This is a genomic window from Nostoc sp. DedSLP03 (assembly GCF_034530815.1).
In the GTDB taxonomy this organism is placed as follows: Bacteria; Cyanobacteriota; Cyanobacteriia; order Cyanobacteriales; family Nostocaceae; genus Nostoc.
Genome location: NZ_JAVRCK010000053.1, coordinates 1 through 20806, shown reverse-complemented (window position 1 = coordinate 20806; position 20806 = coordinate 1). Strand labels below are relative to the sequence as shown.

Genomic DNA, 20806 nt, shown 5'->3' with positions numbered 1-20806 from the left:
AATTTGGGATAATTTATTTTTTACAAGTCCGTTAGCCCAGGCGATCGCACCCCGCTTAAAATGAGTCTTGATTGGGTACAAATTAGTTGTTGCTCGATCCCGGCTCACTGAGCTTGCGGTGCTGTTCAGCGCTGACTGTATCAGGTAAAACCTTACTAACATTCGCCAGAAGCTTCGTTTTGAGGGAACCGGCGATGATGCGATCCTCGCCAGCCATCAAGGCTTCAAAACCCTGCTTGGCGACCTCAGCCGGATCGTCCTTTTGCTCCGTGCCTACTTTTGTGTCGTCCATACCCGCGCGGTCGAAGAAGTTGGTATCGGTGGGCCCCGGCATCAGGGCGGTGACGGTAACGCCAGTATCCTTCAATTCGTTACGTAACCCTTCTGAAAAGGAATGCACAAAAGCCTTGGAGGCAGCGTAAACTGTCTCAAACGGGCCGGGCATCAAAGCGGCAATTGACGATGTGAAAAGGATTCGACCTTTGCCAAGCTCAACCATATCCTTTACCACTCGTTTGGCAAGATGTACAGAGGATACGACATTTAGCTCGATCAGATTGAGTTCGTCCTTTAGGTCGGTTTCACGGGCGAAATCACCACCGACACCAACACCTGCGTTGATGGCGATCGCATCCACTGGTCGCCCAGTTGCCTTAATCTGGTTGTAGAGTGTCTCAACTCCGTCATAGCTAGCCAGATCGGCCTGCACTGTCTCAACTTTAGCACCCAGTTCCTCGAAGGCAATAGCCGCTTCGTCAATGCTCGATCCGGTGGCTGTAACTAGGAGATCGAAGCCGTTTTGAGCAAACTGTTTTGCAAGTTCATAACCGATGCCGTTGGAGGCACCTGTCACGACAGCCAAGGGTCGGGTCACTGAACTGTTCATAACCATCTAAAATTCCTATGTAACTGCTCCACACTCGCTGGCGATGGTTTATTTCGCTACCAAATAAGGGAACTCCAAGAAATAAATTATCCAATATTGTAGGGTGGGCAACATGAGCGCCCTATGGACTGGGCGGGCGAGACACCCACCCCACAATAATTAGTTGTATATTTTTTTATTTGGAAATTCCTAATTGCATGGACTGTGGGCTTTCAACCCTTACAATGTTAGGTAGGTAGCAGTGCGATCGCGTCTTTCCCAGGAAGTATCGCGAGTGTATCTTCAAGGTTACTTTTTTACAGTTCTGTATATACCTCTAACAGACTTTCAGTCTCTCAATACTTATTTTAATTGTTACCTTAGCTACGAACTTTCGTAACGATTTTTTGGGAATAAAATGAAGCCGATTCTTCATTTTTGGCGCAATCTTGGGCAAATTTAATCAAATGGTGTCCGACAAGTCCAACGTGAACCAAGTTTTCAATATTACCTGCTTTTAGTGCTGGCTTGGCCATTTTCCAGAAAGTTTGACGATAGTTACTAAATACGCCTATCCGCACCAAAATATTAGTTAAATAAGTTAAACCTTTGCGAATATTAGCCGCAGAAGTCCGAGAGGGGCTGTTAGGAACTTCGATGCGATTTGGATAGGTGTGTTCCATATTGTAGGCAAATCGCTGATATAAAAATTCTGGCTCATAAGCCGTTGTAATACAGCGCCGCCACATCTCAACAACTTGCTCGTAGGGCATCAAAAATTCAACATTTGATTCGCGGCTTTCATCATAGACAAGTCGTCCTTCTGCTTCTAATCTCCGCCATAATGGAGTTCTCGGTAATGCATGAAGCAGGTTAATTGTCAACATGGGAATTTGCGATGCCCGAATAAATTCGAGAATTCGGTCTGCTGTTTCTGGTGTATCTGTATCTAACCCAATAATGATTCCTGAAACTACTTCCATACCATAACTATTTAAAACCTGAATTGCTTTTAAAATTGGCATACTCAGATTTTGGTCTTTGGAAATCGCATGAAGGGCATTTGGTTCTGGTGTTTCGATACCGCAAAAGATTGTGCAGAAATAAGCTTTGCGCATCATTTCCAGCAGCTTTGGACTTTGGGCTAAGTTGAGCGTTGCTTCACAAGCAAATTGGATGGGATAGCCATTGCGTTTTTGCCAGTCAATCAGATGAGGAAGTAACTTCATGGCAGCGCGGCGATCGCCAACAAAGTTATCATCGACAAAATATACTGCCCCCAAATTGCCAGATTGTCGCATTGCATCTAACTCCGCGACTACTTGCTCTGGTGTTTTCATCCGAGGACTGTTGCCATAGAGTTCGGGAATATCGCAAAACTCGCAGCGATAAGGACAACCACTAGAAAACTGCACATTTGCCAAGAAGTAATCATTGATATTCAGCAAATGATAAGCTGGGGTGGGAAACTCTGTTAAAGGTAAACGTTCCTTAGTTTCAAAGCGAATTTGTTGTTGGGGGCGTTGAGAGTTTTGGTCTAGATATTCGATCATGCGATCGCTAGCATCTCCCAATTCGCCCAAGTGTAAAATATCAAACTCAGGATAATATTCTGGACAACCAGACACCGAGGGGCCGCCGACAACGGTAATTTTCCCGGCTCGATGGGCAAGTTCGTTAATTTGATTAATCTGTGGTTTTTGGATATGCATTCCACTTACAATCACCACATCAGCCCATTGATAATCAGCCCGCGTTGCTGATTTGACATTCTCATCAATAAACCGCACTTCCCATTCTTTAGGTAAGTAAGCAGCCACAATTAAAATACCTTGGGGTGGCATAAAAGCCCGGACACTACCCATAAGTGGGTAAGCATGATGAAAAGTACCAAAGGAACGGCTGTACTTAGGAAAAATACACAGAATACGTCGATGATGCGAAGGAACGTAGCGGGTTCCTTGAGTGACAGAAGCGGTTTGAGAATTGCCGGCTACATTAATTTGATTCTCTAAAGACTTTAAATTCACAGTCATTGCAAATTTCACCCTGGAAAACTGAGCAGGTAATTTGACAGTTTCTTGACAGAATTAGCTGTAATTCCAACTAGCTTACCAAAGAAAGGCAGAAGGCAGAAGGAATTATAAATGTATTTTTGCTCAAAACAAAGTCCTAAAGATTACAAATCGTCCAATGTTGCCTTCTGCCTGATTCATCGTCATATTTGAAGGGGTATTTAACTGGTAAAATTTGAAGAAGAATCCAGAAGTCAGAATTCAGGAGTCAGAATAAGAAAGTGGGGGATTCAGACCCGCCACTAATTGTAGACTGCTAAATTTTTAATTTAGCGGGGGTGCAAAAACACCGTTTGTTCATCTGCCAGTCGCACAGAATTTATACTGAATTCTGACGACTGACTCCTGAATTCTGTTTGATAAAATCTACCCTCGCAATGCAAATTTAATTGGTTGGCAAACAACTATTATGGAAATCGCGCATGGGACATAAAAAGAGAGATTTTCATTTTTTGTTGTGTCCAACTGGGTATAGGCATTTGTCATGAATTTGATTTACTTTCTTTTGCGTTCTTCGTGGGGGATGGTGGCGATCGCGATCGCTACCGGATTTTTGAGTGGCGGTAGTAGTGCTGGCTTGATTGCCTTAATTAGCCATGCTGCAAGTAGCGGTAATGCTTCCCGGCTCACATCGATAATTTGGGGTTTTGCGGGGCTGGCTATAGTTGCACTAATTACCAGTATCGTTTCTCAAGTGATGCTGATTCGCCTTTCTCAGAATGCAGTCTTGCAATTACGGATGCGTTTGAGTCGTCAGATTCTCGCTTCCGAGTTGAGTCATCTGGAACGCTTAGGGAATCCTCGATTATTGGCAACTTTAACAGAAGATATTCAAGCGGTTGCTAATGCTGTTTATCAGATGCCTTTTATCTTTATTAATTTAGCGATCGTTCTGGGTTGTATAACATATATAACCTGGCTTTCTTGGTTAGTATTGTTGATGGTTTGTGGGATTTCAGTAGTTGCGATCGCTAGTTGTCAGTGGCTACTCAACAGAGGTGGACAATTACTTACCCTAGCTCGTGAAGATGAAGACCAATTGTTTAAAGATTTTCGCACTATTACCGAAGGAGTCAAGGAACTTAAACTAAATTACAAGCGGCGTGAAGATTTTTTAGAAGAGAAACTACAATCAACTGCGAACGAGTTTCGTCATCATAATGTTAACGGTCTAAGCCTTTTTGCCATAACTTCAAGCTGGGGTCAACTCATATTCTTTTTTGCTCTCGGTTTTGTATTATTCGTGTTGCCTAATCTGCTTAATATCAATCCCGAAACTCTCTCTGGCTACATTTTGACCTTCACATACTTGGTGTTACCAATGGATAACATCATCAGTAAACTTCCTCTATTAAGCAAAGCTAGCATTGCCTTACAAAAAATCGAATCACTGGGTTTATCTCTAGCTAGTCGAACTGAAATATCCACTGTCCCACCTGCTCTGAAATCTGACTGGCACAGGTTAAAATTTCAAAGTGTCACTCACACTTACTACACAGAGCAAGAAGACAATAGCTTTATTTTTGGCCCCGTCGATCTAACACTTTATCCTCAAGAATTAGTCTTTATTGTTGGCGGTAATGGTAGCGGTAAATCTACATTAGCTAAATTAATTACTGGGCTTTATATCCCAGACAACGGCGAAATCTGGTTTGATGATGAGTTCATTAGCGAAGAGAATCGAGAATGGTATCGCCAGCATTTTTCCGTGGTGTTTTCCGACTTTTATTTATTTGAAGAACTTTTAGGATTAAAAAATTCTCACTTGGATGCTCAAGCCAGAAAATATTTACAAAAACTGCAACTAGACCATAAAGTGAAAGTGGAAAATGGACAAATTTCTACCACCGCTCTTTCTCAAGGACAACGAAAACGGCTAGCTTTACTCACAGCCTACTTGGAAGATCGACCAATTTATCTGTTTGATGAGTGGGCAGCCGATCAAGATCCAGTATTCAAAGAAATATTTTACACTCAACTTCTCCCAGAGCTGCGATCGCAGGGTAAAACAGTACTGGTAATTAGCCATGACGATCGCTATTTTCATTTAGCAGACCGAATTATCAAACTTGACTATGGCAAAATAGAGTACGATAAAACTTAATCTGACAACACAATTCATAATTCTTAAAAGACTATTTGGAGTTTGACTAAATAAAACCAATGTCTGAACAAAAGCCCATAAATCCTTGGAACTACAAACCTTGGTGGTGTCAGCCCTGGTCTATAGTTCTCACGGGTGTAACACTGATTGGTGGTAGCTGGTTACTATTTAAAACTATCTGGCTAACAGTTCTCGTTTCCATCCCGATAGGAACGTGGATGGTATTTTTTGTGTTGTTTTGGCCGCAACTAATGATTCGCAGTGGAATTTTAGAATCGTATAAAGAATAGTTTGAGCTTAGAGATGATTTATAAAGTAAAGCTTAAATTGTAGCGTGCGTTATAGCAACGCTTAACGCACCGACAGATATGATGCGTTACGGCTAATCCTGATTTTCTCAAACTCCCAAATTCTTACATAGCCGTAACACATCCTACTTAATATTTACTTTATAAATAGGCTCTTAATGTAATGCGGAAAATGAGTTTAGGTAGAGAACAATTATTCTACTGCGTTCGAGATTTAGCATCTCAGATTGTATGCAGCTAATTATATTAAGTTCGGGTGATTACTTGTAATAAAATCTATTAATGTAGCGATTGTCTTAAAAGTCAAGCAATCGATTTGTTTGTGAAGATTTATGAAAGCGATGCCTACAACGGGCTACGCCTACGCACCTGTGTACTCGATCGCGGTGCGATAAAGTTTGAAGTACCTCAAAACGACTTTGGAGTACCTCAAAACGACTTTGGAGTACCTCAAAACGACTTTGGAGTACCTCGAAACGACTTTTAAGTACCTCGAAACGACTTTGGAGTACCTCAAAACGACTTTTAAGTACCTCGAAACGACTTTTAAGTACCTCGAAACGACTTTGGAGTACCTCGAAACGACTTTGGAGTACCTCGAAACGACTTCGAGGTATCTGTTGCTTATACAGCAGTCCTAAATCATTCGTGAGAATTTGAGTCAGATTTTTTAGTCACCTGATTTTTTTGCTTAAAACGCTTGTAAATCAGCCCTGCCTTATTAAGAGGGACAACAGAAAATTTAGTTCCCTCCCCTTTATAAGGCTACCGTGTATACACAAGTCAAATTACCCCCCTTAATCCCCCCGATATATTGGGAGGAAACAAGAAAAATCCGGTTCCCTTCCCTTTACAAGGGGAGGGTTAGGGTGGGGTAATTCGAGAACTGGTAGTGATTCAATAACTAGGAGAGGGTTAGGGTGGGGTAAAACCGTGTATTTCTCAGCTGTTTCCGACTTGTGTATACATCGTAGCTGCCCTTGGTAAGGAAGGACGGTCTACCACTTCTTCTAAAATACGTATCATATCTGCGTAAGCGTGCAGAGATGAGCAAAACCGTGCTGCAAAGTTAAGCGATCGCTCAAGCAAATTATAAGGAGAAGTTCTCCTAATCGGTTTATAACCCTCGTAACTTACGTAGATATAAACAAATTAGTAGTATCAAAAACATTAATACATGATAAAGAACTTTAACAATAGAATAAGTTTTAATAATTTTTTAATAAAATTGATATTTTTTAAGCTTCTTTGGGGCAAAAGACCTTGTAAGTATCTAAATAGTTAGGTAATTTGCACAGGGAAAGTTAGGGTGACATGAACAACAGAGCAAACCAAAGGCATGAAGCACATAATGTAATAAAATTTTTCTGTATATTCAACCGAATGTTGATTTTCGTTGCAGAGATATTTATGTTACCCAGCCTTGTAGCTGGAGAGGTAATACCGCGGTTGTTTCAAAATTTACAATGCCCTAGACTTTCCTGGCTAAGGCGTAGACAATCATCTGTGAAAACCCAACCTGTTCCTCTACCTGACAATGAAGCACAAAGGCTCAAAGCGCTGGCAGACTACAATATTCTAGATACCCTACCCGAACAAGCATTTGACGATCTAACTGCGATCGCTGCCTACATTTGTAAGACTCCAATTGCTTTAATTAGCTTAGTTGATCGCGATCGCCAATGGTTTAAATCTAAGCTTGGACTAGAAAGTAGCGAAATAGCCAGAGATGGGTCTTTTTGTTCTTATGCGATTCTGCAACCAGAGGAAATATTAGTGGTTCCTAACGCCCTTAAAGACGATCGCTTTAATAACAATCCCTTAGTCAAAGGTAATCCCAAAATTCGTTTTTATGCTGGTGTTCCTTTAATTACGCCTGATGGTCTTCCAATTGGGACGTTGTGTGTTCTAGATACCATTCCTCATCACTTAAGTTATCAGCAGTTAGATGCACTGCGCCGCCTAAGTCGTCAAGCGATCGCTCAAATAGAACTCATTCAGGAAGTTCGCTACCGCAAACAAGCAGAGATTGAAGGAAGACAGTTATCGCTGACTGATGAACTAACAGGTTTGCATAACCGACGTGCTTTCTTGCTGATGGCTGCACAGCAGTTGAAAATTGCTCACCGCATGAAAGTGTTTTGCTGGGTTATTTTCATTGATTTAGATGGACTAAAACAGATTAACGACACCCTTGGTCATGACATGGGAGATGCCTTGATTATTGATGCTGGTCGATTACTTAAGCAAAGTTTTCGCAACTCAGATATTGTTGCCCGCTTGGGTGGGGATGAGTTCATTGTTTTCATCTCTAGCTACTTTAAGGACGCTGATAGTATCCAAGCGCGTCTACAAACAAATATCGCTAACTTTAATCAACAGCAAAACCGTAGCTATAAACTTTCGATGAGTATCGGCATAGAGCGTTACTCACCAGAGAGCAATATGTCACTAGAACAACTAATCGTCAGGTCTGACAAATTAATGTATGCTCAAAAGCGTCTCAAACGGCAATCTGTTACATAGAATATCCCATCACATAACAGTCTTTAACTACGAATTACGAATTATTTTAATTTACCACCTGACTCCCATGACTGCGGGGATCGTCTTGATTCGCCGTTGGTGCTACTGGGGCTGAAAACTTAGAAACTTTACCGCTAGCTTGAGCGTAGGGGAGAGAAGAACCAGTAACTAAAGCTTCTAAGTTACTAGCCATAATCGTTCGGGGTTGATCGCCGATCGCTTCAGCGATGGTTTCTCCTTGCTGACTCAAAAATACAAAATGGGGAATTCCATCCACCCGATATCTCAACATTTCCGGCAGCCACTTAGTATTATCTACATTCAGCATGACAAAATTCATCTTGTCAGCATACTCTGTTTCTAGTTGACTAATATCTGGTGCCATTTTTTGGCAGACAGTACACCAATCAGCATAAAACTCTACTAGAGATGGTTTGCCATTGCTGACGGCTACTTCTAACGGTGTGGAAGTCTCGCTTAACTTAGCTAGAGTTGCCGAGGTTGTTTCAGTTCGCAATCCTAAGACGAGGGAAACGCTAAGTGCGATCGCTACCATTACAATTAAAAAGTTTCTCAAACGCTTCCCGAATGTAGATTCAGGTTTTTCGGGAGAATTAACAGATGAATCAGTACTCATAACAGCAGAATTATTAAAACTTCTTAAGCAATTTCTTCTTTAGTTTAGCTGACTCCAACCACTCTTCACTTTCTCACCTCTGGAAGCTTGAATTGGGGCATTGGGCATGGGGCATTGGGCATTGGGAAAGAGGAGGCAGGAGGCAGGAGGGAGAAGTTCTTTAATTTTGAATTTTGAATTTTGAATTTTGAATTGATTTCTCCCCTGCTCCCCTGCCTCCCCAGTCCCCACTCCCCAATCCCCAGTCCCCTATTTACTTCACTTACAAAATTGCTCCAGTTTCCTTCAAATAAACCCGCGTAAATGGTTCATCTTCACCCAAAGTATAATCTTCAATCAACCCTTTGCGACGAATAGAAATATCGTTGCCTTTTCTAATCACCACAGTCGAACTGTCGAAAACATCTCGCGCCAAAATCATCTCAGTTTCGGTGGGATTATCCAAAACTACGATATTATTATTTTGGTAAAATATGCCTTGTTCTTCGAGGATTTCTTCAGGATACTCGGCAATTAGTAAATCAAGTTTGGGATGACGCAACAAAGTTTGAACATTACTGTTGTAATCTTTGCTTAATACTTTTTTCGAGCGATTCACAAAAACGGCATCACGGCAAACAGCACCTATTGTCCAGTTGGGATTTTGCAAAAGGATATGGTCAATAGTCGCTTGCAGTTCTTCAACTGAGATTTTGTTAAAGGTCATAATTGGTATCCTGGCATCTGTACCCGACTCAAAAAATGTTTCTAAAATATGAGAAGGTACATCAACACTTTCACCAACAGAAGGTTTCAGATGCATCAAAACGCCTGGTGCAGCATTGATTTCCAAGATAGCAAAGTTACTGGACTTCCAAGATTCCGCAAGACTTTTGGTAATGACATCAATCCCCAGACAAGTCAGTTGGAAATGTTGGGCAATATCTTGCGCCAAGATAATATTGTCAGCATGAACTGTTGAGGTTGCATCGATGCTCATACCTCCAGCTGAAAGATTGGCAACTTTACGCAGGTAAACGGTGCGTCCTTTCTCAATCACGCTGTCTAATGATAAACGCTGTTCCTCTAAGTAGAGTTCCATCGCTTCATCGATCTGAATTTTACTCATCGGCGAGGTTGGCGTGTCTAAACGTGCAGGTTTGCGGTTCTCTTCACGAATTAACTCTGCAAGCGTTAAATACCCATCACCCACAACTGATGCGGGACGGCGTTCTGTGGCGGCGACGAATCGACCATTAACACACAGCATACGAAAATCCGATCCTGTGATGCTTTTCTCAACAATTATTCGGGTTTGCTGATTTTCGGGAATCGCTGCCAGTGACCGATTAAAAGCAGATATCAGTTCTTTTGAATCTTGCACATCAGCCGTGACGCCAATTCCTTTGTGACCTACCACTGGCTTAACTGCCACTGGGTAGCCAATTTCTCTTGCTGCTGCCAAAGCTTCTTTTTCGGTAAAGACAATACTACCTTCAGGCACTGGGAAACCCAAGGTTTTCAAAAATGCCTTACAATCATCTTTGCGGGTAGTAAATTCCGAATCTAGATGGCTATCACAGTTAAATGTTGTTGCTACCCCCCGGACGTGTTTTTTTCCCAAACCGTATTGCATCAATCCTTCTTCCCACAAATAAAAGGCGGGAATACCTTTTTCATAAGCTGTTCGCAATAGGGCGTAAACCGTGGGGCCACCGTAGACAGATGCGCGAAATCTATCTTGCAGCCTTACCAGTTGCTCATCAAAAGCAAAGTCTTCATCTTGGGTAATGGCTTCAAACCAGTCCCAAACAAAGTAAATTACCTCTCTAGTTGTGCGTTCGTGTAGTGATTGGATGCTAATCCGCGTGAGATTTGGATATGGCTTCACACTCAAACGGTCAAGGTGTAAATCCATGTCCAATTTTCCGGCTTCGGACACAACTTGGGCGAAGAGATGGGCATAAGATTCGTAGGTTTGATCGCGAAGATTTGGATAGCGATCGCCAATGCTGGCAATATAATCTTCAATGGGCAAAGGCTCTCTAGAGTCAATTAGAGCAAAATCAAATGCTAGCGCCCCTACATTTAAATAAGGGTTGGGGCCAAGGTAATGCTTGAAGTTGAAAATATCGAATACATCCGTTCTTCTAGCATTAATGCGGACTAATTCACTGCTTTTTTGTAGAACCATTGATTACGAACCTTCGGCTAAACACCCTAAATTTTTCATGCTGAGTTGTAGTTACTCAGACTTATAGATTGTAGATTGACTCAGGTTAATTTTGGAGAGTAATGGCTTTGCCACTGAGCTAATCAGAACCCACGTTAACTTTATTACTAGGCATTTTTAACTATCTTAAGGCATAATTAAATCTTCAATCTTTTGCTAGTAACCAAGAACAGTCAATTCATCCTGATGAATAATTGAATATATAACCTTTGAAAGGTACAACACTCATCTAAAAAATTGTATAAATACATGTAGGGCATTAAAAAGACAGTATAAAAAGACAGCAAAGTATGAATAGCACAAAAGCTGCTCTAAGAGATGAAATTCGAGAACTGGCTGACGAAGCTTTTCACCAAAAGCTGATCTCTGGACATGGAGATGGTCCAGATATGAATGAATATCAAATTGTCTACCAAGGCAAACCCAGGCATCTCCCACTCGAACAAGCACGTTTTTTCTTAACTAACTTGCTTTACAGAAGTCGGGTTCATTAGGAATTGCCATCAGATATCTATTTGCATCTAGCTAGGGTCAATACCAATTATTCACATCGCCCGATAAATCTCCAATCGACCATTAGCAATATAGCCAAAAATGCCTCTAGAAGTATTTTCTAGAGGCAGTTGATGTTGTAGATTTTATTTAGTGACTGGAAAATTAATAATTTTTCAGAAAAGTATTTTGGTGTAATTGCGATGTCTAACGACAAGCCGCTTGTGTACGAACGCGAACAGCGTGTCGCAGACAGACGCTTTGCGTAGCAAGATCCCCGTAAGGGTATGCGTCTACGCAAATGTTAACCCTACTTCTATCAAGTAATCTATCAAAGGGATGATTTGATACATTGAATTGTCATGTTTTAGTGAAATTTATTAACTCAAATCCCAGGGGGCATCATGGTTGAAAGTAATATCAAAAAGCAGTTAGTAATTATTGGGGGAGCCGAAGATAAAGAAGGTGATTCCGTAATTTTGCGGGACTTTGTAAGACGCGCTGGAGGCACAAAGGCATATATTGTAATTCTGACAGCAGCCACAGAACTACCAAGAGAAGTGGGAGAAAATTACATCAGAGTGTTTGAGCGCCTGGGAGCCGAAACAGTTCGCATTATTGATACAGAAACCCGTGAAGATGCAGCTTCATCTACCGCGTTGGAAGCTATTAATAAAGCAACTGGGGTGTTTTTTACAGGGGGAGACCAAGCTCGTATTACCAGCATCCTCAAGGACACCGAAATCGATACGGCTATTCACCAGCGCTTTTCTGAAGGCGCAGTTATAGCAGGCACAAGCGCCGGAGCTGCTGTGATGCCAGACGTAATGATTGTGGAAGGCGACTCAGAAACACATCCTCGGATTGAAACTGTCGATATGGGCCCAGGTATGGGATTTTTACCAGGGGTAGTAATTGACCAGCATTTTTCCCAACGGGGACGCTTGGGACGTTTAATATCAGCTTTGGTACTACAGCCTGCTGTCTTAGGATTTGGTATTGATGAAAATACCGCTATGGTAGTGGTAGATAACCAAGTTGAAGTAATTGGTGAAGGTGCGGTTACGATTGTTGATGAATCAGAAGCTACATATAACAATGTGGACGAAATTTTGAAGGATGAATCTTTGGCGATTTGTGGAGCAAAGCTTCATATTTTGCCACATGGCTTCAAATTTGACCTGAAAACTCGTCAACCTATCGTAAACAATGGCTCTGTATCAAATGCCTCTCAAACACTTGCTTCAATTAACACTTAACTTTTAGCAAGTGTATTTAAACTGAAAGTTTTATTGAACAGAATTCAGGAGTCAGAATTCTGAATTCTGCATTATTCTTCAACTAATTGCTGTAATACTCCTGCCTCAACCTTTGGTAGGCAGGGGATATCAAGAAGAATATCAAGGCGATTTCGTTAAATTATAAAAACTGTCAGAACGAATCTGACTGCCATTTCGCCAAACTTCAACTCTTTGTGGAGTGACTAAATAATAAAAACTACCATTATCTGCTCGATATCTGTCTTTACCAATATTCAAAGCTACTATCTTTATAGGCTTGCTTGGGGATTGCTTCAATTGCCCAATATAAAATAATTGACCATTTTCTTCACAGACTTTTACACGAGAGCTTATAGTCTCACCTTCAATAAGACTAATTCCATTACATTTCGTATCAGTGTTTACAGGTGCAAAATCTATAGGAATTGGCTGCTGTGAGGGTGAAACTTGATTTGCTACTGGGGGTGGCGAAACTGGCCGGTTCTGGTTATCTACTGGCTGAACTTTAGAACCAAAGCCAACACTTGCAGTTACGGATGTCAACAAACGCAGGGGGTCAACTGCTATTCGACCATTTGGATGAACTTCAAAGTGCAGATGAGGTGCTGTACTATTGCCTGTAGATCCCATCTCAGCAATCATTTGACCTTGAATAACCTGTTGACCCTTGCTCACCAACAAACGGCGATTGTGACCGTAAACAGTAGTGCTGCCATCAAGATGTTTAATAGTTATGGCATTTCCTAATCCCCAATTATCCCAACCTGCTTTAACAACGGTACCGGATGCCGCAGCAACAACAGGAGTTCCAGATTCCCCTGCAATATCAATTCCTTCATGTTGATATTTGCGGAAGCCTTGAGAAATAAACCCTTTAGTTGGCCAGATTAATTTAACAGTAGGGATAGGAGTTTGCCCAATTGGGGAATCGCCTGCCAATTGTGTTAAGGCAGATGTAGGTGTAGTTAATACAGCGCTTAAGGATATTAACCCAACTAGTCCATAAGTACGATATCGATAAATTATAGCTTTTTTCATAAGTTGTAAGTCTATTAGAGCGATAATTCAGACACTTTCTGATTATTTGTTGTTTCAAGCTTACTCGGAAAATATCAGGAAATCTTTAGTGACTGAAGTTTAAACTAAAGCATGACAAAATGACCCAGCAATAGTAAGTTTACAAGTTACACATCTGGAAGTAGAAAAACTCAAAGGTCAAGTCGATTTTGGATGCAAGGATTAACCTCTCCTTTAAAGAAAAGGCTTCAATGATGATTTTTTTAAATATTCTCCATAAATGCAGAGGTTTGAAACCTTTTTTAGATTTCAGATTTTGAGTTTAATTCTTGCATCTAAAATCTAAAATTGTCTCGGTTACATTGCCACCAAGCGCCAGTGTTGGCAAGGTGGTCATGAGCGATCGCGGCTGATGCTGTCGGCATCACTTGGCCGCGCAAAATGTAACACTATTACCAATAGTGTTACATCTAGCTTTTTGTGATAGTTCCGTCGGCGCTTTTAATGCCAGCTTTGACGCTGATATCTAGAGTTGCTGTTCTTGACGGACAGAACACACCCAAAGCAAAAATTGAACCGAAAGGAGAAATCACCATGACCCTGACAATGACACCCACTATTACCGCCTTTGAACGATCGCCTGATGGCGGCAAGGGACTGGCGCGTGACATGCGTGTTCGCTGGGCGCTCGAAGAAGTGGGCCAACCTTACAACGTTCGTCTTGTTTCGTTCAGTGAGATGAAGCAACCCGCGCACCGTACGCTTCATCCTTTCGGGCAAATTCCAACCTATGAGTCAGGCGATCTCACCCTGTTCGAGTCGGGGGCGATCGTGTTCCATATCGCGGAGCGCCATACAGGGCTGTTGCCAGACGATGCCAATAGTCGAGCGCGAGCGATCGCCTGGATGTTTGCCGCACTTAACACGATGGAGCCGCCAATCGTCGATCGGGAAATCGCCACGTACTTAGAGGGCGATGAGTCCTGGTATGAGCAGCGCCTGCGTGTCGTCGAAGATCGCATCCGTAACCGACTCTTAGAACTTTCCCGTCACCTTGGAGATGCCGACTGGCTCGATGGCGCATTCAGCGCAGGCGACCTGATGATGGTGTCAGTGCTGCTCAGGTTGAAAGACTTGGGTATGGTGGACGACTATCCGAATCTTTCTACCTATGTCGCCCGTGGCGAAGCGCGCCCCGCCTTCAAGCGGGCTTTCGCCGCTCAATTAGCGGTTTTCACTCTTCAGCAACCGACTGAAGAATGAAAAGCCGTTAAGCAGTATTTTTAGATACTTTCTTGGGCTTGGTAAAGGCTTTTTTAACAATGGGATAACGAGTTCGTGGCACTCTGGGTCTACCAGGAGTCCAACCAAGGGACTTTCCTCGCTTGTTTGGGGTCAGGTGCAGGTGTTCCAATCCGAGACTTATTAAATCTAAAGAACCCCACCCCGCTAAAGCTACGCTTTGTCTTCTTTTCCTACAAGCAGCTTCTCGAATTAGGGTTAAAGTAGTTTATTTGTTCGTAGTGAAAAAATGGGTGAGTTAAACTTGCCTAACCCACCCGATAAAACTAAACACTAGAGAAATTAGCCATTAAAAACGCGACTGCGCCATTTATTCAACCGAGCTTCCCCAATTGTCGCAGATCGTCGAGCATCAGCAATTTGCTCTTGCAAAGCTGCAATCTGTTTTTCTTGGGCGTCAGCTTGCTGTTGCAAAGATGTATATTCACCTGTGCTAGTCGGCAAACTAGAAGACTGCCAACTACTACTAAATTTTGTTGTGCCGATGCTGGCAAATGGTCTTAAGTCTGCTAATTGTTGTTGCAAAGTTGCAATCTGGCTTTCTTGCTCTTTAATCTTTTGTCGCAAGCTTTCCTCGGCTGCTGTGGAAGCTGCAATAAAGGTATTAACTGGAGCAGCAGTTTCTGGCTTTGGCTTGAATACTTCAGCCAGCAATGCACTAATATCCGTGAGTTTCTGTCTACCGTAAGGAGCGTTGGTAATTAGCGATCGCACCAGTTGAGGTTCATTATTAGTTGCTAAGTTCTTATCACTGCTAGAGTTGCTCCGCAACAGTTGTAACATATTGGTAAATTCCAATATTTTTTTGCCCCTTTGAGTTTTATAACCCCGGTAATACGGCACTATGTTCTCGCCAAATGCCTCTAAATACTCGTCGCTATCAAGATAAGAATCAATGTCCGCTTCAAAACCTTTCTCATCTAAAATGTTGCTGTGATGTTTAGTTTCGGAGTAATCATCAGGAGCGCGACCCAACAGGTGCTTAAAGTTCAGTTCAATTGCCCGATAGCGGTAAACGTTATCAAAAAATCTGGAGCGATATAACTCTGATTTGGCAACTTGACGCACAAACTCACGGACATCGATTATACCTTGCTTGAGTTGGGATTCTGGAACTACGAGCCGCTCACTTTCCATGATGTAAGCATTACCCAACACTTGCCGATAAACTGCTCGAATTACAATTTCAATGTCATCAACTGAAGCAGTATTCCACAGTTCTATAGGTTCTGTTTGGGGAAATGCTTGATATTGGCGTCGTCTGGTTTCTTCGTCTAAGAAGGTTTGCATAGTTGGCTTATTGTGGGTAAGGGGAACTAATTTGTCAAGTAAAATAAAATTTCTGTAGCAGTGTGGCAATACTAAAATGCAAAGCCATAACAGTCCCTAGTTAAAATTTACTAATTACTGGTTATTGATAATAACTTATCAACTTTTGGTGATTTTTTTAGTTACATTTTCTAACAAACTTAGACGGCTAACTATTAATAACTAACAGCTAATCACAATGAGAAATTAGCAATTAGACATTAATAATTAGCCGTCAACCCCCTTGGGGAGTATTTAAAATTCAAAACTTAATTTTGAATTAGAGTTATAAACGCCTGTCAAAATAATTTCTCCAGGATAGTAACTCTCAAGCACGCTCATCAAATCTAGTGTAAAAACCACCGTATTTGATCCAGTATTGTTTCAAATTATGATGAGGTGTATGTAAACTAGCTTTTGCCTGATATAAAATTACTTGGCGATGATCGCCCATCCAGATTTTGTTAACTGGGTCAACGGATATTACTGTCCCTCCTAAAGAAGCAACGCATTCAGAAAATCTCTCAATCGTTGTATATTCTAATGTCTCGAATATAAAAAAGTTACCCGAACAAATCAAGTGGCGGCTGCGAATCCAGCAGCGCATTTTTTTTTCAGCCAGTGGAGGCAACATTTTGGTTTTAATAGATTCAAGCTGAATCAACATAATGCGCTCACCGCACGTAATTCATCAGCAAAACTCTCCCGTTTTTCAAATTGTAATGGCCCAGCAGTAGATCCCCATATTTGCTTATGGGTTTCGATATCCATGCCTTTATCTAGACTTATCCAAGTACGCTCGGTTATTTCTACTTCGCTGACAAGATATGTCTGACATCCATTGCGTTGAATCAGACATTGATTGCCTGGTTCCACACTACCTCGAAACATTTCACCTTCTCGTTGGAAAACCATCGAACAGTGATAACGCCGTTCGATGCTTTCTGGGGTGATGGTTTTGAGGATATCTAATTCACGAGCTGCACCTGCATAAAGCATCTGGTCTTTCAAGCTGTAATTTTCGATATAAATGCGATCGCCCAAATCGACTAGTCGATGTACTCCTTGACGATAGGGTGTCCATAAATCGTGATCGTAAGCTTGTTCAGAATAGAAACCGATACCAGAAAAAAATTCAATCGGTAAAGGACGAAAATAAATGTGAATGTGGGCGTAAAGTTGCGGATTTGCAAAAGATTGCTTGTAGTTGCTAAAATCTCCTGCCATCCAACAGGCTAAGGTGAGCAAATCGCTAGCGTTAGTGCTAGATTCGCTGGGCGCTATCGTCACGTCGCTTCGCTCCAAATTCAAAATTCCAAATTCACGGCATAAAATCTCCATACTTCGACAAGCTCAGTAACCATAAATAAATTTAGGAGCTTGTATCCTTTTATGTTTTAACCTGATATTTGCTAATTGGTTGAAGACAAAGAGCGAATCTCTGAAGAAAAGGAAGCTGTTGTCACACCTTTACCATCACTGGTTTTAATCGTCGCTACCCGAAACCGGAGATTTGGGTTAGCAAACCAAATTCGCTCCTCAGCAGCAGCGAGTTCATACTCTGTGAGCAGGGTAAAAATACCATCGTCACTCAGATGATATTTAGCCACTGCTGGAATTGTTTCAGCGTAACCCTTATCCCGCAGTAGTTTTCCTCTAGAAGGATTTTCGACATCGGGAATTGGTACTAGTACAGTACTACCAGAGATTGGTTTATCGTCCCAGTCTGACTCACCTTCCCAAGTCATCCGAAAGGGGTGAGTGATACTACCGGGTTCAGTGTTATACAATTGACAGATTGCTGCCACTGCTGGATCGTTGGTGGATAGAGACTCAATTTCAATGTTGGACAATACTTCTTCAAAATGGGCGAATGCTAAATGATGAGCGCTACGCTGCGATCGCCATCGTCCAATTGAAAGTTCAAAAAAGTCAGTAATTTCCATTAGAAAAGTGATCTTAAAAAAGTAGCTTAAAATCCAAGAGATATCTTGGTAAAAAAGAAAGTTATTCTCCTAGTCTATAATGTTAGCCTCCTTGACCACAACTGAATTTGGGAGTGCTGAGTGGGGAGAGACGCGATTAATCGCGTCTGTACAAGAGTTAAGAGTAGAGACGCGATTAATCGCGTCTGTACAAGAGTAGAAGTTAGGAGTTTTTTTGTCCCCTTGTCCCCCTTGTCCCCTTTGTCCCCAGTCCCCAGTCCCCAGTCTCCTTACTTAGACAAATCTAAGCAACTTCAGTGATACTGATAATTTTGCCGCCTGTGCGATGAATGTTTTGCACTTGTCCAGACAGTTGGTTGTAGTTAACTACGTATTCCAGGTTGCCCAGACGAGTACGGAGATTACCTGCACCTTTAACAGCTTTAATCAAGAAGCGTTTGTCAGTGCTGCTGACACTAGAACCAGCTGCGGGAGCCTTGATAGCTGTGGGTAAATTAGAACCGATATCGCCGATTAGTTTGGCTTTGCGATCGCTATCACTGCTAGCGAATCCTCTAACTAAGCTAAAGGTGCGGTTAAAGGTAACATTTTTAATTCCGATTTGGGAGCTTGTGCTGCGAACATAAGGAACAATATTCTCGCCAAAATTCTGCTGATATTCCTTGCTATCGATATAGGAGTCGATCTCAGCATCATAGCCCTGTTCGTTGTAGATGCGGACGTGTTTGGAAATTTCTGCTTGATCGGCAGGAGGACGCCCTAGTAGGTGTTTGAAGTTCAGTTCAATGAACCGATACTGAGAAGAAGAGTTGAAAAACAGGGATTGATAAAGTTCTGATTTCGCAACCATGTTGACGAATTCGCGAACGCTGATTTTGCGATCGCGCAATTGCGATTCAGCAGTGGCTAGTCGCTCACTTGACAACAAGTGAGCATTACCCAAAACCTGTTTGTAAACTGCCCGAATCAGTGTTTGTAATTCACTTTCGCTGGTGTTCGGACGCAGCTCAACAGTAGGTGAATCAATTGCCCAAAGTGACATTGAAGTATCTCCTGAAAAACGCTAATTTAATTTAATTTCCGAGCATCCTACCCCTTATGGAGGTAGAATTTCCCATCAGTTGTCAGTTATTTTTGCTACTGACTAGCTTTTGTAAAACTTTAGTTTGTGAAAGTGTGTTAAATGTCTTCGTATATCACAACTGACGGCGGAATTGGTCAAACTCCAGATTAGCGATCGCTTTGGCTAACTTTTGCTCGATCGGGATTTACCCAAAAAATAGCCGAAAATCATTTTTTTCAGATAAGGGCAATTTTATGTAGACGCATACTTTTAGGTGGAAGCTAGCTTTGCGGAGTGTCTTGCTCAAAAGCGGCTTTTTGCAAGGTATTGCCCTTGAGTGCGTTTAGTTTTGCGTAAATCCCAGAACGAGCAACACTGGAGATTGAGAGATTAGAGACTGAGTACAGCGGAATTATTTCCCAATCCCTAATCTCTAAATCCCCAATTTCTATTCTTTAGTTGACAGGGGTAATACTGGCGATCGTGCCACCCTGCTTGTGAATCCGCTGATACTCTTGTGAAAGCTTATTGTATGGCACGAAAAAGACTTGGTTACTGCGGCGAAATTTGGAAATATTATTTACCACATTTGCTCTGTAGCCAGTAACTTCAATCCGGTATACCTTACCATCATCATCAGATCCCACACCCTGACGAGTGCGAGGAGTAGATGTTGGGTTGCGGAATGTAGCACCCTTGCTGGCTGGTGAAACCACAGGAGTAGGCGTGCTTTGAATTAGCAAACTGTTTAATTTTGGTTGTTTGCCAGCTAAGTCACCTTTGAGACTGCTGCTAGAGGAACCACGTACCAGTTGAAACAAGTGGGTAAACTGAACCAAACTCTGAATAGCTTCGGTTTTGTAGCCCCGAATGTAAGGCACAATGTTTTCCCCAAAAGTTTCTTGGTATTCGTCGCTGTCTAGATAAGAATCAATCTCACCCTCAAAACCCTTTGTATCCAGAATAGTACTGTGTGTACGCGTTTCTTCTAAATCCAATGGCGCACGACCAAAGAAATGTCTGAAATTTAATTCAATCGCCCGATAACGAGGGGTGTTATCAAAAAACCGCGAACGGTAAAGTTCCGACTTCCCGACTTGACGCACAAACCCGCGAACACTAATCTCACCCCGTTTGAGTTGGGATTCAGCAACAGAAAGCCGCTCACTCTCCATTACATAAGCGTTGCCTAGAACTTGTTTATAGACACTTCTAATTACGGTTTCAACATCCTCATTAGAGCGATTTGGCCACAGATCGATAGGATCGGTGTCTTCATACAGAGCGACCCCTAATCGTGATGCTGGTCCAAAAGCCATTCAAACTATCTCCCAGTTAATAACTAAATTTTATGAGAAGGATATTCAGCAAATGTTAAAAAACTTTACATCATAGTGACAAAGTACGGGACATAGAGATTTTAAATCCTTATTAGTCGTGATGATTTTAAGTTTTTGCATCGTTTGCCTTTACACATTGTGATACGATGCTGAAACCATATTTATTAAAATTTGTTAAGTTAAATTATACTTTAGGGAAAATTCAGCTTTTTTTTAGTATTGGATTTGCAATTGGGATGCAAGTGATGGTATGTTGCCATTCCCTTGAGCCAGAGTATTAGGGATTTCCAAAGAATAAATTATTCCAAGAAAAACAAGAAATATGTTTTCT

At 41.8% G+C, this 20806-nt stretch carries 18 protein-coding genes; 7 read left to right on the top strand and 11 right to left on the bottom strand.

Going from position 1 to position 20806, the window contains the following annotated elements; genetic code table 11:
- Positions 1 to 82 precede the first annotated feature (82 nt).
- Together RM368_RS23260 and RM368_RS23255 are read right to left on the bottom strand one after the other, a co-directional pair.
- Positions 83 to 886 carry an SDR family NAD(P)-dependent oxidoreductase gene (locus tag RM368_RS23260; RefSeq protein WP_322696236.1) on the bottom strand — a complete coding sequence of 268 codons (804 nt, stop codon included), beginning with the start codon at positions 884 to 886 and terminating at the stop codon, positions 83 to 85.
- Between the two features lie 359 nt (positions 887 to 1245).
- A complete protein-coding gene (locus RM368_RS23255) occupies positions 1246 to 2901 on the bottom strand; it encodes a B12-binding domain-containing radical SAM protein (protein WP_322696235.1) in 1656 nt (551 codons plus the stop codon).
- Positions 2902 to 3424: 523 nt separating this feature from the next.
- Here RM368_RS23255 and RM368_RS23250 point away from each other — a divergent pair.
- From RM368_RS23250 to RM368_RS23235, 4 genes are all read left to right on the top strand, one after another.
- Positions 3425 to 5044 carry a cyclic peptide export ABC transporter gene (locus RM368_RS23250; protein ID WP_322696234.1) on the top strand — a complete coding sequence of 540 codons (1620 nt, stop codon included), beginning with the start codon at positions 3425 to 3427 and terminating at the stop codon, positions 5042 to 5044.
- A gap of 59 nt (positions 5045 to 5103) precedes the next feature.
- The gene (locus RM368_RS23245) at positions 5104 to 5334 is read left to right on the top strand and encodes a DUF6737 family protein (protein ID WP_104906287.1); all 231 of its coding nucleotides are present in this window, start codon (positions 5104 to 5106) and stop codon (positions 5332 to 5334) included.
- A 340-nt stretch (positions 5335 to 5674) separates the two neighbouring features.
- Positions 5675 to 5839 carry a hypothetical protein gene (locus tag RM368_RS23240; protein ID WP_322696233.1) on the top strand — a complete coding sequence of 55 codons (165 nt, stop codon included), beginning with the start codon at positions 5675 to 5677 and terminating at the stop codon, positions 5837 to 5839.
- Positions 5840 to 6858: 1019 nt separating this feature from the next.
- Positions 6859 to 7878: a sensor domain-containing diguanylate cyclase gene (locus RM368_RS23235; protein ID WP_322696232.1), complete on the top strand. Its 1020-nt coding sequence runs from the start codon at positions 6859 to 6861 to the stop codon at positions 7876 to 7878.
- A 46-nt stretch (positions 7879 to 7924) separates the two neighbouring features.
- Here the strand turns inward: RM368_RS23235 and RM368_RS23230 are convergent, their stop codons facing one another.
- Together RM368_RS23230 and RM368_RS23225 are read right to left on the bottom strand one after the other, a co-directional pair.
- Positions 7925 to 8515, bottom strand: a complete 591-nt coding sequence (locus tag RM368_RS23230; RefSeq protein ID WP_322696231.1) for a thioredoxin family protein — start codon at positions 8513 to 8515, stop codon at positions 7925 to 7927.
- A 262-nt stretch (positions 8516 to 8777) separates the two neighbouring features.
- The gene (locus RM368_RS23225) at positions 8778 to 10688 is read right to left on the bottom strand and encodes an acetate--CoA ligase family protein (RefSeq protein WP_322696230.1); all 1911 of its coding nucleotides are present in this window, start codon (positions 10686 to 10688) and stop codon (positions 8778 to 8780) included.
- Between the two features lie 329 nt (positions 10689 to 11017).
- On the opposite strand from RM368_RS23225, the gene RM368_RS23220 reads away from it, so the two are divergent.
- Both RM368_RS23220 and RM368_RS23215 read left to right on the top strand, forming a co-directional pair.
- Positions 11018 to 11221, top strand: a complete 204-nt coding sequence (locus RM368_RS23220) for a hypothetical protein (protein WP_322696229.1) — start codon at positions 11018 to 11020, stop codon at positions 11219 to 11221.
- Positions 11222 to 11623: 402 nt separating this feature from the next.
- Positions 11624 to 12478 carry a cyanophycinase gene (locus RM368_RS23215; protein ID WP_322696228.1) on the top strand — a complete coding sequence of 285 codons (855 nt, stop codon included), beginning with the start codon at positions 11624 to 11626 and terminating at the stop codon, positions 12476 to 12478.
- A 141-nt stretch (positions 12479 to 12619) separates the two neighbouring features.
- Here RM368_RS23215 and RM368_RS23210 read toward each other — a convergent pair whose 3' ends face one another.
- A complete protein-coding gene (locus tag RM368_RS23210) occupies positions 12620 to 13537 on the bottom strand; it encodes a M23 family metallopeptidase (protein ID WP_322696227.1) in 918 nt (305 codons plus the stop codon).
- A 483-nt stretch (positions 13538 to 14020) separates the two neighbouring features.
- Between RM368_RS23210 and RM368_RS23205 the strand changes: the two genes are divergently transcribed.
- Positions 14021 to 14779: a glutathione S-transferase family protein gene (locus RM368_RS23205; RefSeq protein WP_322696226.1), complete on the top strand. Its 759-nt coding sequence runs from the start codon at positions 14021 to 14023 to the stop codon at positions 14777 to 14779.
- Positions 14780 to 15100: 321 nt separating this feature from the next.
- Here the strand turns inward: RM368_RS23205 and RM368_RS23200 are convergent, their stop codons facing one another.
- From RM368_RS23200 to RM368_RS23175, 6 genes are all read right to left on the bottom strand, one after another.
- Positions 15101 to 16108: a phycobilisome rod-core linker polypeptide gene (locus RM368_RS23200; protein ID WP_322696225.1), complete on the bottom strand. Its 1008-nt coding sequence runs from the start codon at positions 16106 to 16108 to the stop codon at positions 15101 to 15103.
- Between the two features lie 346 nt (positions 16109 to 16454).
- Positions 16455 to 16793 (bottom strand): CpeR family transcriptional regulator, encoded by a 339-nt coding sequence (locus RM368_RS23195; protein WP_322696224.1) that lies wholly within the window; start codon positions 16791 to 16793, stop codon positions 16455 to 16457.
- Complete coding sequence (locus tag RM368_RS23190; protein WP_322696223.1) at positions 16787 to 17416, bottom strand: chromophore lyase CpcT/CpeT; 630 nt, start codon at positions 17414 to 17416, stop codon at positions 16787 to 16789. The genes RM368_RS23195 and RM368_RS23190 overlap by 7 nt, the downstream gene beginning before the upstream one ends.
- A gap of 122 nt (positions 17417 to 17538) precedes the next feature.
- Positions 17539 to 18072 (bottom strand): phycobiliprotein lyase, encoded by a 534-nt coding sequence (locus RM368_RS23185; RefSeq protein ID WP_322696222.1) that lies wholly within the window; start codon positions 18070 to 18072, stop codon positions 17539 to 17541.
- A gap of 283 nt (positions 18073 to 18355) precedes the next feature.
- Positions 18356 to 19114 (bottom strand): phycobilisome rod-core linker polypeptide, encoded by a 759-nt coding sequence (locus RM368_RS23180; RefSeq protein ID WP_322696221.1) that lies wholly within the window; start codon positions 19112 to 19114, stop codon positions 18356 to 18358.
- A gap of 476 nt (positions 19115 to 19590) precedes the next feature.
- Complete coding sequence (locus RM368_RS23175) at positions 19591 to 20454, bottom strand: phycobilisome linker polypeptide (RefSeq protein WP_322696220.1); 864 nt, start codon at positions 20452 to 20454, stop codon at positions 19591 to 19593.
- Positions 20455 to 20806 lie beyond the last annotated feature (352 nt).